This window comes from Pseudoduganella sp. GW821-FHT05F09 (assembly GCF_059419605.1).
On sequence record NZ_JBWKSD010000003.1, the window covers coordinates 543,214 to 557,746 of the forward strand.

Here is a 14,533-nt window from a genome sequence, read left to right on the forward strand (position 1 = left end):
GCCGCATGCAATGGCAGCGGCTCAGCGCGGCAGCACCAGCTTGAAGATGGCTTCGCCCACCAGCAGCGACAAACTGTTTTGTCCGGTGGACGCGATGGCGCGCGGCTTGGCGGCGCCGGGCGGCAGGCTGGCGAAGCTGGCTACTTCGGTCTTGCTGCCATCGGCCGCCACGCGCGCCACGCCGGTGTCGGTCAGTTCGTAGCGCTGGCCGTCCGGGGCCAGGCCGAGGCCGGACGGCAGCGCATCCAGGCTGGTGGTGGTGCCGTCCGGAGCAATCTTGCGGAAGGGCTTGGCCGCGGAGTCCTTGGCATAGACGTTGCCGTCGGCGTCGACGCCCACCACAATCGGCCATGCGAACCTGGCTGCGCTGCCGACGCCGTCAACGACGCTGGCGTTGAAACTGCCTTGCGGACTGGCTTCCCCGGCCAGCAAGGTGATGCTGCCGTCGGGCGTAATTTTGTGGATGCCGCCGCCGTAGCTCGGCGTGTGGTAACTGGAGAAGCTGCGTTCGCTGAGATACAGGTTGCCGGCCGTATCGCTCACCATGGCGGTCAGGATTTTCATGGCGGGCGCCACTTTCAGCGTGCTCACGCGCCCATCCGGCGCCACCTTGCGCAGGTACAGGCCGCCAGCTTCGCCCACGATGGGATTGATGAAGGCGCCAGGGTGGTCAATGACATAGGTATTGCCTGTCCGGTCGCCCGCCAGCAGGTCGGGGGCGGCAAAACGGGCCGCCGCGCCGGTCGCGTCCAGGTCCATTCCCCAGCTGTTTTGCAGGCCTGCAAACGGCAGCGCCTGCTTGCCGCTGACCAGGCGCAATTCGGCGAGGGAGTGCAGCAGCAGTTTGCCGTCGCTGCCGCTGGCCAGGCCAACGGGAGAGCCCGGATTGTTGCTGAAACTGTCTTGCACCATGTCGGCGCTGATGACTTCGCTGAGCTGCCGGTCTGCGCTGACCTGGTATATCCAATAGTGCTGGCGGCCCAGCAGCAAGGAATATAGGCCGCCGTTGGCATCGGCGATGACGCTTGTAACCGTTGTCTCCCCCAGGGTGAAGGCGGGCAATTGTATGGCCGGCAGCGTACTGACCACCCCGCCGGCAGTGACGCGGCGGACGCCATCCCCGTCCCCCCGGCCGCTCCAGACCAGCAAATCACCCTGCCGGGTGAGGCTGCCGCTGGCGATGTAAGCGAAGCGCGCGGCCCCACCTTGGCCATCGACATTGAGCGCGTCGGGATTACTGTCATTGCCGGCGAGCAGGGTACTGCCGCCTTTGGCGTCGAGTAAGCGGATGCTTTGGGTGTAGAGCAGATAGACGCCGCCGTTCGGGGCCGGCACGAGGTCGCGCAGCTTGCCCAGCTCGGCCTCGCCGCTGAGCACGACGCTGGCGTCGCCGTTGGCGGCGATGCGCAGCAGGCGCTTGCCGCCGTGCGGTTCCAGCACATAGACGCCGCCGTCGGTGGCGGGGGCCAGCGCATAAATGTTGCTCCCCTCCTCGCGTACGTCGGACTCATAGCGGCTGCTGTATACCGTGGTAACGACGCCGGAGGCGCTCACTTTGCGCACCGCGCGGCGGGACAAGGACTGGGACGCGCCCGGAGTACGGACGCCGATTTCCTCGTCCGCAACATAGTAATTGCCTGCGTTGTCTGGACAAATGTCGCGGATGTAGCTGAAGTGGGCTGCAACGCCGCTGCCGTCGATGATGGTGCGGGCATCGAACCCGCCGGCCAGCAGTGTCAATCCGGCCGGGCCGGGGTCAACATAGGCGGGCAGCACCACCGGTGGCGGCACCACGGGCGGCGTGACCACGGGCGGCGTGACCAAGGGAGGGTTCCCCACCGGGGGCGTCACCGCAGGCGAGGCGCCGCTGCCGCCGCCGCAGGCCGACATCAGGGCGGGCAAGGCTAGCAGGGCGGGCAAGATCAGCAGGGCTCGGGCGAGCTGTTGCAGGGTGCGGCGGTGCTGGGGCATGGAAGTCCTTGCTATGGAATTAGCAACGATTATGCATAAATGAAATAGCGTCTTATTCACACATTGTCACAGTGGAACTGATTTTTTTATATTCTTGCTTGAAGCACACGAACGCTTGGTATGATGGACGCACACCTTAAATAGAGGAGACGGCATGAAACTGAAACTGATCGGCAGTGTGTTGGCGGCGGTGGTGTTTTCCGGTTCGGTCCAGGCGCAGGAAGTGGTGCGGCTGGGGAACCTGAAGTTTGCGCATTACGGCGCCGTCTCCTATATAAAAGAGATCGCGCCCAAGTGCGGCATCAAGGTCGAGGAGCATATGTTCGCCAAGGGCCTGGACGTGATGCAGGCGATTATCGCCGGCGAACTGGACGTGGGCACCACGGCGTCCGAGGCGGCCATTTCCGGCCGCGCCGGCGGCGCGCCCATCGTGGTGGTGGCCGGCTTCGCCAAGGGCGGCGCGCGCCTGGTGGGACGCGCCGACCTGAAGCTCAAGTCGGTCAAGGACTTGAAGGGCAAGAAGGTGGGCGTGACGCGCGGCGGCATCCAGGAGGTGCTGCTGCTGGCCGAACTGCAGCAGGCCGGCCTGACCGTGTCCGACCAGCCGGGCAAGGACGTGCAGCTGGTGTTCCTGGCGTACGCCGACCTGAACCAGGCGCTGCTGGGCAAGAATATCGACGCCATGATGCAGTCCGAGCCGCAGTCCTCGCAGGCGCTCAACAAGGGCTTCGGTACCGAGATCATCAAGCCCTACGACACGCCGATCGGCGAACCGGTGCGCACCATGGTGATGACGGAGAAGTTCTATAAGGAGAAGCGCCCGCTGGCCGAGAAGTTCATGCGCTGCTTCGTCGAGGCCACCAAGACCTTTATCGACCAGCCGGCCGTGGCCGAGAAGTATGTGCGCGAGGTGGTGTTCAAGGGCCAGATCACCAGCGACGACTTCCAGGATGCGATCAGCAATTCGCCGTATTCCTACGACATCACGCCCGAGCACATCCAGATCACCACCGACGTGATGGTGAAAACCGGCGTGGGCAAGATGGCCAAGCCGCCGGTGGCCAGGGACTGGGTCAAGACCGACCTGCTAGACGCGGCCAAGAAAAGCCTGAACGTCAAATAAGGAGGCGCTATGGGGCTCTCTTTCAAGTCCGCGTGGCGCGAGGTCGGCGTGGGCCTGGTCGTGCCGGCGGTGGTGATCGCCGTGTGGCAGGCGGTGGCGGTGCTGGGCTGGGTCAATCCGCAGGTGCTGCCTTCGCCGCTGGCGGTGGTGGAGAAGTGGATCGCCTACCTGCTGCCGCTGCAGCCCTACGCGGCGGACCAGGGCAGCTGGCTGGCGTGGGCCTTTTCGGGCGAGCTGATACACGACGCCATGGGCAGCATGTACCGGGTGGTGGTGGGCTTCGTCATCGGCGCCGGGCTGGCCCTGCCGCTGGGGCTGTCGATGGGCGCCAGCGCGCGCGTCTACGCCTGGCTCAACCCGCTGGTGCAGCTGCTGCGGCCGATCCCGCCGATCGCCTACATCCCGCTGTCCATCCTGTGGTTCGGGCTGGGCAACCCGCCGGCCGTGTTCCTGATCGCGCTGGGGGCCTTCTTCCCGGTGCTGATGAACACCATCGCCGGCGTGCGCCAGGTCGACAGCATCTATATCAGGGCGGCGCGCAACCTGGGCGCGTCCGGCACCACCATGTTTGTGCGGGTGATGCTGCCGGCCGCCGTGCCGTACATCCTGTCGGGCGTGCGCATCGGCATCGGCACCGCGTTTATCGTGGTGATCGTGTCGGAGATGATCGCGGTCAACAACGGCCTGGGCTTCCGCATCCTGGAGGCGCGCGAGTATTTCTGGTCCGATAAGATTATCGCCGGCATGATCAGCATCGGCCTGCTGGGCCTGGCCATCGACGTCGGCATGAACCGCCTCAACAACTACCTGCTGCGCTGGCACCGGGGACTGGAGCACTGATGGCACAGATCGTCATTGAGCATGTGGGCAAGGTCTTCAAGACCGCCGAGCGCGACGTGGTGGCGCTGCAGGACATCAATCTGGAGATTCCGCAGGGGCAGTTCGTCTGCCTGCTGGGGCCGTCCGGCTGCGGCAAGTCGACGCTGCTCAACGCGGTGGCCGGCTTCGCGCCGCCGACCAGCGGGCGCATCGTGGCCGGCGGCCAGCAGGTGGAGGCGCCGGGGCCGGAGCGCGGCATGGTGTTCCAGGAGTACGCGCTGTTTCCGTGGATGACGGTGGCCGACAATATCGCCTTCGGCCTGCAGATCAAGGGCCAGCCCAAGGCCGAGATCGAGGCCACGGTGGCGCGCCTGCTGGCCATGCTGTCGCTGAGCGACTTCCGCAACCGCTTTCCCAAGGATTTGTCGGGCGGCATGCGGCAGCGGGTGGCGATCGCGCGCGTGCTGGCGCTCGATTCGCCCATCATGCTGATGGACGAGCCCTTCGGCGCGCTGGACGCGCTCACGCGGCGCAACCTGCAGGACGAGCTGCTGCGCATCTGGTCCGAGCTGAAGAAGACGATTATTTTCGTCACCCACAGCATCGAGGAGGCCATCTATATGGCGGACCGCATCGTGGTCATGACCTACCGGCCCGGCACCGTCAAGCGCGACCTGCTGGTGGCGCTGCCGCGCGGGCGCGACCCGGCCGCGCCGGAGTTCAACGCGCTCAAGCGCGAGCTGGGGCAACTGGTGATGGAGGAGCAGCAGCGCCACCACCACGACGAGCTGCGCATGGCGGCGGTCGATTAGCGGCGGTGGCCGCGCGCGGCATAGTGTAAACTTATCCCCATGCAGACTTATTTTTTGATCGCAGCCGCGCTGCTCTATATTGTGTGTGCCGTCCTGCCGCCGCGCCGGGCCGGGCTGATTTCGGCCGTCACGGCGGCGGCCTGGCTGCTGCACGGGGCCAGCCTGTGGCTGGCGGTGGCCGCGCCGGGCTCGCTGCGCATCGGCTTTGCCGCCATGCTGTCGGCCGCGCTGTGGATCTCGGTGGGCGCCTACTGGCTGGAAAACCGCAACTTCGCGCTCGACGGCCTGCGCCGCATCGTCATGCCCAACGCGGCGCTGGCGGCGGCGCTGCAGGCCGTGTTCCCCGGCGCGCTGGTGGCGCTGGACGGCAATGCGCGCATGCTGGGCTGGCATATCGCCATCGCCACGCTGGCCTACGCCACCTTGACCATCGCCGCCTTCCACGCGGTGCTGATGGCGCTGCAGGAGTCGCGCCTGCACACGCGCGGCGAGCGCAGCGGCTTCCTGTCGGCCGCGCTGGACCAGCTGCCGGCCCTGCTGACCATGGAAAAACTGCTGTTCCGCATGATAGGCTTCGGCTTCGTGCTGCTCAGCCTGACGGTATTGTCGGGCATCGTGTTCTCCGAGGAGCTGTTCGGCAAGGCGCTCAAGTGGGACCACAAGTCGGTGTTCACCCTGCTGTCCTGGCTGCTGTTCGCGGCGCTGCTGGCCGGGCGCCATTTCCGCGGCTGGCGCGGCAAGACGGCGCTCAGTTTCACCCTGGCGGGTTTCGCCACCCTGCTGCTGGCCTATGTCGGCAGCCGTTTTGTACTGGAAGTGGTTTTGCATCGAGGATTGGCATGACACGTATTTTGTTCTGGCTGGCGCTGATATTCCTGGTGGTGGCGGCGATCCGCAGCAAGCTGCGCGCCGCCGCGCGCGCCCAGCAGCCCGACCCGCGCGAGGCCGCGCGCCGCGCCGCCGAGCTGGCCGAAGCCGAGGCGCGCGCCCGCCAGGGCGCTACGCCGCAGTCGCAGGCGCGCGCGCGCGCGGTGGCCGAGGCGGAAACCATGCTCAGCTGCGCGCACTGCGGCATCTTCTTCCCGGCCTCGGAAGCGGTGCGGCGCGGCGGCCGCGACTTCTGCAGCCAGGCGCACGCCGAGCAGCCGGCGTCCTGACGTGACGGCGCGCCTGCACGCGCTGACGGCCGCCTCGCGCGACACGTTCTGGCGTTCGCTGCAAACCCTGAACGCCACCCGCGTGGTGATCGCGCTGGTGCTGCTGGCCTACCTGAGCGTGGACAGCCGCGGCCTGCGCGGCCATGCGCCGTATTTCTATGCCCAGGCCTGCGCCGCTTACCTGGCGCTGGCGCTGGGCTTCGCCGTGCTCACGGCCAAGCTGCGGCGCCGCTTCCTGGGCCAGCTGCTGCTGCAGATCGCCTGCGACCTGGCGCTGATCTCGCTGCTCTACCTGGCCGCCGGCGGCGCGCGCAGCGGCCTGGCCATCCTCTATTTGTTCCCGCTGGCCGGGCTGGCCATCCTGGCGCCGCTGGTGCTGGCGCTGTTCGCCGCCTCGCTGGTGGCGCTGTTCATGCTGGGCGCGGCGCTGTGGCAGATAGCCGTGCTGGACGCCGACAGCACCTTGCTGCAGGCCGGCCTGTTCGGCGCGGCCCTGCTGGCGGCGGTGCTGGTGGTGAACCGCATGGCCGCCAAGCTGATCGGCCAGGAGGAGCTGGCGGCGCGGCGCGGGGTGGAGATCGGCGTGCAGCAGGCGGTCAACCGGCTGGTGATGGCGCATATGAGCGACGGCATCGTGGTGCTGGGCACGGACGGCCAGGTGTACGCCGGCAACCCGGCCGCGCAGCAGATGCTGGGCCTGGCCGGCGACAGCGCCTTCCCGCTGGACGCGCTGCCGGCGCTGGCGCCGCTGGCGCGCGCCTACCGCGACTGGCTGGCCGACCCGGCGCTGGCCACGGCCTTCCTGACCATCAAGCCCTACACCGACCCGGCGCTGCAGGAGGTGACGGCGGCCTGGAGCGCGCGGCGCGACCTGGCCGCGCACCTGAAGGTGCGCTTCGCGCCGGTCGAGACCGAGGGCCTGGGCGTGGAGCGCAGCGTGATTTTCCTGCAGGACGTGACCGCCATCGAGAACCAGGCCCAGGACCTGAAGCTGGCCTCGATGGGGCGGCTCACGGCCAGCATCGCGCACGAGGTGCGCAACCCGCTGTCGGCCATCGGCCACGCCACCGCGTTGCTGAGCGAGGACCTGGACGGGCCGGTGCACACGCGCCTGCTCAAGATCGTGGGCGACAATGTGGCGCGCGTAAACCGCATGGTGGAGGACATCCTGCAGCTGTCGCGCAAGGCGCAGCCGCACAGCGAGCCGCTGGCGCTGGCCGGCTTCCTGGCCGAGCTGGCGGCCGAGTTCCAGGACACGCACGCGCTGGCGCCCGGCATCGTGCAGCTGGACGTGGGCGCGCTGGCGGGGCGGGCGGCCGGGGCGGCCGGGCTGGCGGGGGCGGCAGGCGGGGGCGAGGGCGCGCAGGTGCGCTTCGACGCGCTGCACCTGCGCGAAGTGCTGCTCAATTTGCTCAACAACGCGGTGCGCTACGCCAGCGGCGGGCCGGCCAGCATCCGCCTGTTCGTGGTCGGCGGCAAGGGCCGCAGCCCGGGCCTGGAGCTGCACGTGCAGGACGACGGCCCCGGCATCACGCCCGAGGTGCGGCTGCATCTGTTCGAGCCGTTCTACACCACGTCCAGCAAGGGCACCGGCCTGGGCCTGTATCTGGCGCGCGAATTGTGCTTGAATAACGAAGCCATGCTGGATTACGAATACCGCTACGACACGGCGGTGCAGGCCGACGGCAGCCGCCGCTCCAGCGGCCGCTTCGTGATCACGTTTGCGCGCCCGGACGCCTGAACCGGCCCGGGCCGCCATCCACACTATATAAGAAGGACATCATGAGTGCTCCCCGCAGTTCCCCGCGCGTGCTGGTCGTCGACGATGAAGCCGACCTGCGCGAGCTGCTGGAAATCACGCTGCTCAAGATGGGGCTGGACGTCGACAGCGCGGAAAACCTGGCGCAGGCGCGCAGCTACCTGGCGCAGGCCGGCGGCGGGGCCGGTTACGCCCTGGTGCTGACCGATATGCGCCTGCCCGACGGGCTGGGGCTGGAGCTGGTGCGCGAGGTGTCGGCCAGCTGCCGCAACACGCCCATCGCCGTGGTGACCGCCTACGGCAGCGCCGACAACGCGGTGGTGGCGCTCAAGGCCGGCGCCTTCGACTACATCAGCAAGCCGGTGGCGCTGGACCAGCTGCGCGTGATGGTGCAGTCGGCGCTGCGCCTGAACGCGCCGGCCGGCGCGGCCGGGGCCGGGGGCGGCGGCGCGGGCGCGGGCGGGGCCGGCGGGCCGGCGCCGGCCAGCCGGCTCAAGGGCGACTCGGCCGTGATCCAGGCGCTGCGCGCGCAGATCGCGCGGCTGGCGCGCTCGATGGCGCCGATCGCCATCAACGGCGAGTCCGGCAGCGGCAAGGAGCTGGCGGCGCGCGAGATCCACGCGCAAAGCTCGCGCGCGGGCCAGCCTTTTATCGCCGTCAACTGCGGCGCCATCCCCGAGGCGCTGATGGAGGCCGAGTTTTTCGGCTACCGCAAGGGCGCCTTCACCGGCGCGGCCGACGAGCGCGACGGCTTTTTCCAGGCCGCCAACGGCGGCACCCTGCTGCTCGACGAGGTGGCCGATCTGCCGCTGGCCATGCAGGTCAAGCTGCTGCGCGCCATCCAGGAGCGGCGCGTGCGCAAGATCGGCGCCACCGCCGAGGAGCCGGTGGACGTGCGCATTATCAGCGCCACGCACAAGAACCTGGAGCAGCTGGTCGAGCGCGGCGCATTCCGGCAGGACTTGTTCTACCGCCTCAATGTGATCGAGCTGAGCCTGCCGCCGCTGCGTGAGCGCCCGGACGACCTGGGCGTGCTGACCGACGCCATCCTGGCGCGGCTGGGCACCTTCGAGCAGCGCGTGGTGCTGGGGCCGGGCGTGCTGGAGGCGCTGCGCGGCTATGCCTTCCCCGGCAATGTGCGCGAGCTGGAGAACATCCTCGAGCGCGCGCTGGCCTTTGCCAACGACGGCGTGATCGAGGTGCGCGACCTGGCGCTCAAGGGCGGCCGGGCGGGCGACATGCCGCCCGGCTACGTGCCGCCGCCGGCCGAGCTGCGCCGGGAGGAGGGCGCCCCGGGGACGGCGCCGGCCGCGCCGGCCGGCTACCAGCCGCTGCCGGCCGCGCCGCTTTCCGCTCCGCCTGCCGCCCAGCCTGCCGCCGCGCCGGCGGTCCCGGCGGGCGCGCCGCCCGCCCAGGCCCCGGGTGCGCTGGCGCCGGATGCGCTGCCGAGCAATCTGCCGGACTACCTGGCCCAGGTCGAGCGCGACATCATCATGCGCGCGCTGGCGCAGACCCAGTACAACCGCACCCAGGCCGCCAGCCTGCTGGGCATCAGCTTCCGCCAGCTGCGCTACCAGATGCAAAAATTGAACATCCAGGAGCCGGACGGGCTTTAGACTATAATGCTGGCCCGCCGGGTTTTTGCCGGCCCGGCCGGGGCTGGATGAAGCGGCAATGTTGCGTTTACGCCAGTGCCGCAGGCGCGGCGCCCGGGGCGGGCGCGGCGGGTCCGGGGCGCCGCCGCCAGGTCGGTGAGCGCCCGCTAACCCGCTACGGCCTGAACGGCGGGGCGTCCCTAAAAGTCAACAGAAATTTCGTGCTCGAATGCCAAATTTCCCTCTTGTCTAGACCCCACGGGCTCACTACAATTAGTGGCACAATTTGACCAGTTCACTAGATGTAGTAAAAAAACTTGGCAAACGTTCAAAGATGCTCTAGGGCAATCGACGAACTTTATTCTCACAAAACATGCGCGCAGCACGCTGCTAAACCGGGAGCTTCAATGCAATCAACTCAAGACATCACCAACAATCCGGCGCCACAAGCGCCGGCATCGGCGGGCGCAGTCAGCGGCCTGGCCACGGCTGCCAGCGCCCTGGGCGATTACCGCATCATCCGCCGCAACGGCGCGGTGGTGGCGTTCGAACCGTCCAAGATCAATGTCGCCATGACCAAGGCTTTCCTGGCCGTGCACGGCGGCCAGAGCGCCGCGTCCGCCAGTGTGCGTGAGATCGTCGAAGAGTTGACCAACGGCGTGGTGAGCGCGCTGGTGCGCCGCCAGCCGTCCGGCGGCACCTTCCATATTGAAGACGTGCAGGACCAGGTGGAACTGGCGCTGATGCGCTCGGGCCAGCACGACGTGGCGCGCGCCTACGTGCTGTACCGCGCCAAGCACATGGAAGAGCGCCGCGCCAAGAAGGAGTCGCAAGGCGCCGCCGCCGCCGCCGAGCCGCAGCTGAGCGTGACCGAAAACGGCGTGCGCCGTCCGCTGGTGATGCAGGAAGTGCGCGACCTGATCGCCGCCGCCTGCTCCGGCCTGGAAAAGCACGTCGACTCGGACGCCATCCTGGCCGAGACCGTCAAGAACCTGTACGACGGCGTGCCGGTCGAGGAACTGCACAAGTCCGCCATCCTGGCCGCCCGCGCGCTGATGGAAAAAGACCCGGCCTACTCGCAAGTGACGGCCCGCATCCTGCTGCACACCATCCGCAAGGAAGTGTTCGGCCACGAAGTGCCGCAGGCGAAAGCCGCCGCCGAGTACCTGACCTACTTCCCGCAATACATCGCCAAAGGCATCGAGAACGAGCTGCTGGACGCCGAGCTGGCCAAGTTCGACCTGGCCAAGCTGGCCAAGGCCCTGGTGGCCGACCGCGACCTGCAGTTCGGCTACATCGGCCTGCAGACCCTGTACGACCGCTACTTCCTGCACGTGCGCGACGTGCGCATCGAGATGCCGCAGGCCTTCTACATGCGCGTGGCCATGGGCCTGGCGCTGCGCGAAGAGAACCGCGAAGCGCGCGCCATCGAGTTCTACAACCTGCTGTCGACCTTCGACTTCATGTCGTCCACGCCGACGCTGTTCAACTCCGGCACCTTGCGCTCGCAGCTGTCCTCGTGCTACCTGACCACCGTGTCGGACGACCTGGAAGGCATCTACGACGCTATTAAAGAGAATGCACTCCTGGCCAAGTTCGCCGGCGGCCTGGGCAACGACTGGACCCCGGTGCGCGCGCTGGGCGCCCACATCAAGGGCACCAACGGCAAATCGCAAGGCGTGGTGCCGTTCCTGAAAGTGGTGAACGACACCGCCGTGGCGGTCAACCAGGGCGGCAAGCGCAAGGGCGCGGTGTGCGCCTACCTGGAAACCTGGCACATGGACATCGAGGAATTCCTCGACCTGCGCAAGAACACCGGCGACGACCGCCGCCGCACCCACGACATGAACACCGCCAACTGGATTCCGGACATGTTCATGAAGCGCGTGATGGAAAAGGGCGACTGGACGCTGTTCTCGCCGTCCGAAGCGCCGGACCTGCACGATAAAGTGGGCAAGGCCTTCGAGCAGGCCTACCTGGGCTACGAAGCCAAGGCCGCCGCCGGCGAAATGCGCGTGTTCAAGAAGATCGCCGCGCTGGACCTGTGGCGCAAGATGCTGTCCATGCTGTTTGAAACCGGTCACCCGTGGATCACCTTCAAGGACCCGTGCAACATCCGTTCGCCGCAGTCGCACGTGGGCGTGGTGCACTCGTCCAACCTGTGCACCGAGATCACGCTGAACACCGGTCCGGACGAGATCGCCGTCTGCAACCTCGGTTCGGTGAACCTGCCGGCCCACATGAAAGAGGGCAAGCTGGACCACGTGAAGCTGCAGAAGACCATCCGCACCGCCATGCGCATGCTGGACAACGTGATCGACATCAACTACTACGCGGTCGACAAGGCCCGCAACGCCAATATGCGCCACCGTCCGGTCGGCCTGGGCGTGATGGGCTTCCAGGACTGCCTGCACATGATGCGCGTGCCGTTCTCGTCGCAGGAATGCGTGAGCTTCGCCGACACCTCGATGGAAGCGGTGTGCTACTACGCCTACCTGGCGTCGACCGAGCTGGCCGAAGAGCGCGGCCACTACGAGTCCTACAAAGGCTCGCTGTGGGACCGCGGCATCCTGCCGCAGGACTCGATCGCGCTGCTGGCTGAAGAGCGCGGCGCCGGCTACCTGGAGCAGGACCGCTCGGCCGCCATGGACTGGACCCCGGTGCGCGAGCGCATCGCCAAGTTCGGCATGCGCAACTCGAACTGCGTGGCGATCGCTCCGACCGCCACCATTTCGAACATCATCGGCGTGTCGGCCTGCATCGAACCGACCTTCCAGAATCTGTACGTGAAGTCCAACCTGTCGGGCGAGTTCACCGAGATCAACTCCTACCTGGTGCGCGACCTGAAGGCGCGCGGCCTGTGGGACGAGGTCATGATCGCCGACCTGAAATACTTCGACGGCTCGCTGGTGAAGATCGACCGTGTGCCGCAGGACCTGCGCGACATCTACGCCACCGCGTTTGAAGTGTCGCCGAGCTGGCTGGTGGAAGCGGCTTCCCGCCGCCAGAAGTGGATCGACCAGGCCCAGTCGCTGAACATCTACATGGCTGGCGCGTCGGGCAAGAAGCTGGACGAGACCTACAAGCTGGCCTGGCTGCGCGGCCTGAAGACCACCTACTACCTGCGCACCATCGCCGCCACCCACATGGAGAAATCGACCTCCAAGACCGGCGCGCTGAACGCGGTGGCCGTGGACGGCGGCATGTCGGCGAGCGCCATGGCGGCTGCTGCCCCTGCCGCGGCCGCTCCGGTTGCTTCCGAGGAAGACGGCGCCGCCTGCTACCTGCGTCCTGGCGACGACGGTTTCGAGGAATGCGAAGCCTGCCAGTAATACAATAGGAGGACCGCGCCGCGTGCGCGGTCCGTTTGCCAATTCAAGAAGGAAATATCATGCTGTCCTGGGACGAAGAAACTGCGCCTGCCGCGCAACCCCACGCACCACTCAACGCCGAAGGCACTGCCGAGCAGATCGCCCGCCGTGTGAATGCCGACGACAAGCGCGTCATCAACGGCCAGACCGACGTCAACCAGCTGGTGCCGTTCAAGTACAAATGGGCCTGGGACAAATACCTGGCCGGCTGCGCCAACCACTGGATGCCGCAGGAAGTGAACATGCAGCGCGACATCGAGCTGTGGAAGAACCCGAATGGCCTGACCGAAGACGAGCGCCGCCTGGTGAAACGCAACCTGGGCTTCTTCGTCACCGCCGACTCGCTGGCCGCCAACAACATCGTGCTGGGCACCTACCGCCACATCACGGCGCCGGAATGCCGCCAGTACCTGCTGCGCCAGGCCTTCGAGGAAGCCATCCACACCCACGCCTACCAGTACATCGTGGAGTCGCTGGGCCTGGACGAGCAGGAAATCTTCAACGCCTACAATGAAGTGAAGTCGATCCGCGACAAGGACGAGTTCCTGATTCCGTTCATCAACACGCTGACCGACCCGGCCTTCACCACCGGCACCGTGGAAAACGACCAGAAGCTGCTCAAGTCGCTGATCGTGTTCGCCTGCCTGATGGAAGGCCTGTTCTTCTACGTCGGCTTCACCCAGATCCTGGCGCTGGGCCGCCAGAACAAGATGATGGGCGCCGCCGAGCAATACCAGTACATCCTGCGCGACGAGTCCATGCATTGCAATTTCGGTATCGACCTGATCAACACCATCAAGATGGAAAATCCGCTGCTGTGGACGCCTGCCTTCAAGGAAGAGATCAAGGGCCTGTTCCTGAAGGCCGTGGAGCTGGAATACGCCTACGCGGAAGACACCATGCCGCGCGGCGTGCTGGGCCTGAACGCGGCCATGTTCAAGGGCTACCTGCGCTTCATCGCCAACCGCCGCGCCACCCAGATCGGCCTGGAAACGCTGTTCGACCAGCCTGAGAATCCATTCCCATGGATGAGCGAGATGATCGACATGAAGAAGGAACGCAACTTCTTCGAGACCCGCGTTACCGAATACCAGACCGGCGGCGCCCTGAACTGGGACTGATCCGTTTCTGCTTCACCAGAAACCCGGCCATGCGCCGGGTTTTTTTATGGGGGCGCGGTGAGCCCGCGCAGCCCCCTCTGCCTAACAGGTCGAATTGGTGTGCCTAATTCTGCCTAATTGCGCCTAAAACGAACTTTTTCTTTTCGCCGCTGTCAAATAGACAGGAATAGGCGAAACGAGGCACGATTAGACAGGGGAATTAGTATGGATAGGCAGAGGGATTTCGCAGGCATACCGCCTGCGGCGCACATCGAATTGCGCGACTACCTGCGCACTTCCGGCAGCACGCTGAGCGTGGCCGAGGCGCTGAGGCTGGCCATCAAGCACTGGATCGCCGCGCAGCGCGCCGCCGCCGAGCCGGTGAGCGGCTATCAATGGAAGCAGTTGTTCTTGCCCTCCGGTAGCTTGATCCGGATGCGCCACGGCGAGGAAAGCTACCTTGCCGAGGTCGTTGGCGACGAGCTGCTCTATCAGGGCGTGCCGGTCTCGCCACGGCAGTTTACCCTCATGGTGGCGGGCCACGGCCGCAACGCCTGGCGCGACGTCTGGGTGCGGCTGAACGGCGAGCGGCACTGGACCCAGGCCTGCCTGCTGAAGCGCGCGCTGGCGCAGCGGCCCGTGGCGCAGTCCCCGGTCGAAGCCATGGCCGCCGCCGCCCGCACCATGAGCGACGCGCTGCAAACTACCCTGGCCCTGGTCGAGCACGTCCATCACAAAGCCTCGCTGCGTCCCGAGCAGCGCATCCCCAAACGCCGGCGGCAGGAGGACATGCTGCCGGACGAGTGATTCCGGATAATCCCGGCCA

At 66.8% G+C, this 14,533-nt stretch carries 11 protein-coding genes; 10 read left to right on the plus strand and 1 reads right to left on the minus strand.

Annotated elements, in window-relative coordinates; translation table 11 throughout:
• Window positions 1–21: 21 nt before the first annotated feature.
• Window positions 22–1,971, minus strand: a complete 1,950-nt coding sequence (locus tag AC07S4_RS12275) for an NHL repeat-containing protein (RefSeq protein WP_494986917.1) — start codon at window positions 1,969–1,971, stop codon at window positions 22–24.
• Window positions 1,972–2,125: 154 nt separating this feature from the next.
• Here AC07S4_RS12275 and AC07S4_RS12280 point away from each other — a divergent pair, with 154 nt between their 5' ends.
• From AC07S4_RS12280 to AC07S4_RS12325, 10 genes are all read left to right on the plus strand, one after another.
• Entirely contained in the window at window positions 2,126–3,094 is a 969-nt protein-coding gene (locus AC07S4_RS12280) for an ABC transporter substrate-binding protein (RefSeq protein ID WP_494986918.1), read from the plus strand.
• A 9-nt stretch (window positions 3,095–3,103) separates the two neighbouring features.
• Entirely contained in the window at window positions 3,104–3,934 is an 831-nt protein-coding gene (locus AC07S4_RS12285) for an ABC transporter permease (RefSeq protein ID WP_494986919.1), read from the plus strand.
• Entirely contained in the window at window positions 3,934–4,725 is a 792-nt protein-coding gene (locus AC07S4_RS12290) for an ABC transporter ATP-binding protein (RefSeq protein WP_494986920.1), read from the plus strand. The genes AC07S4_RS12285 and AC07S4_RS12290 overlap by 1 nt, the downstream gene beginning before the upstream one ends.
• 39 nt (window positions 4,726–4,764) lie before the next feature.
• Window positions 4,765–5,568, plus strand: a complete 804-nt coding sequence (locus AC07S4_RS12295) for a cytochrome C assembly family protein (protein WP_161072754.1) — start codon at window positions 4,765–4,767, stop codon at window positions 5,566–5,568.
• The gene (locus tag AC07S4_RS12300) at window positions 5,565–5,882 is read left to right on the plus strand and encodes a PP0621 family protein (protein WP_494986921.1); all 318 of its coding nucleotides are present in this window, start codon (window positions 5,565–5,567) and stop codon (window positions 5,880–5,882) included. The genes AC07S4_RS12295 and AC07S4_RS12300 overlap by 4 nt, the downstream gene beginning before the upstream one ends.
• A 1-nt stretch (window position 5,883) precedes the next feature.
• Entirely contained in the window at window positions 5,884–7,623 is a 1,740-nt protein-coding gene (locus AC07S4_RS12305) for a sensor histidine kinase (protein ID WP_494986922.1), read from the plus strand.
• Window positions 7,624–7,664: 41 nt separating this feature from the next.
• A complete protein-coding gene (locus AC07S4_RS12310; protein WP_494986923.1) occupies window positions 7,665–9,257 on the plus strand; it encodes a sigma-54-dependent transcriptional regulator in 1,593 nt (530 codons plus the stop codon).
• A gap of 386 nt (window positions 9,258–9,643) precedes the next feature.
• Window positions 9,644–12,568: a ribonucleoside-diphosphate reductase subunit alpha gene (locus AC07S4_RS12315; RefSeq protein ID WP_494986924.1), complete on the plus strand. Its 2,925-nt coding sequence runs from the start codon at window positions 9,644–9,646 to the stop codon at window positions 12,566–12,568.
• Window positions 12,569–12,627: 59 nt separating this feature from the next.
• Window positions 12,628–13,728, plus strand: coding sequence for a ribonucleotide-diphosphate reductase subunit beta (locus AC07S4_RS12320; RefSeq protein ID WP_494986925.1), 1,101 nt, complete (start codon window positions 12,628–12,630; stop codon window positions 13,726–13,728).
• 204 nt (window positions 13,729–13,932) lie between these two features.
• The gene (locus AC07S4_RS12325; protein WP_494986926.1) at window positions 13,933–14,514 is read left to right on the plus strand and encodes a hypothetical protein; all 582 of its coding nucleotides are present in this window, start codon (window positions 13,933–13,935) and stop codon (window positions 14,512–14,514) included.
• The last annotated feature ends 19 nt before the right edge of the window (window positions 14,515–14,533 follow it).

Coding starts and splice junctions, on each gene's coding strand:
- AC07S4_RS12275 (WP_494986917.1), bottom strand. CDS start 1,971: ATGCCCCAGCACCGCCGCACCCTGCAACAGCTCGCCCGAGCCCTGCTG.
- AC07S4_RS12280 (WP_494986918.1), top strand. CDS start 2,126: ATGAAACTGAAACTGATCGGCAGTGTGTTGGCGGCGGTGGTGTTTTCC.
- AC07S4_RS12285 (WP_494986919.1), top strand. CDS start 3,104: ATGGGGCTCTCTTTCAAGTCCGCGTGGCGCGAGGTCGGCGTGGGCCTG.
- AC07S4_RS12290 (WP_494986920.1), top strand. CDS start 3,934: ATGGCACAGATCGTCATTGAGCATGTGGGCAAGGTCTTCAAGACCGCC.
- AC07S4_RS12295 (WP_161072754.1), top strand. CDS start 4,765: ATGCAGACTTATTTTTTGATCGCAGCCGCGCTGCTCTATATTGTGTGT.
- AC07S4_RS12300 (WP_494986921.1), top strand. CDS start 5,565: ATGACACGTATTTTGTTCTGGCTGGCGCTGATATTCCTGGTGGTGGCG.
- AC07S4_RS12310 (WP_494986923.1), top strand. CDS start 7,665: ATGAGTGCTCCCCGCAGTTCCCCGCGCGTGCTGGTCGTCGACGATGAA.
- AC07S4_RS12315 (WP_494986924.1), top strand. CDS start 9,644: ATGCAATCAACTCAAGACATCACCAACAATCCGGCGCCACAAGCGCCG.
- AC07S4_RS12320 (WP_494986925.1), top strand. CDS start 12,628: ATGCTGTCCTGGGACGAAGAAACTGCGCCTGCCGCGCAACCCCACGCA.
- AC07S4_RS12325 (WP_494986926.1), top strand. CDS start 13,933: ATGGATAGGCAGAGGGATTTCGCAGGCATACCGCCTGCGGCGCACATC.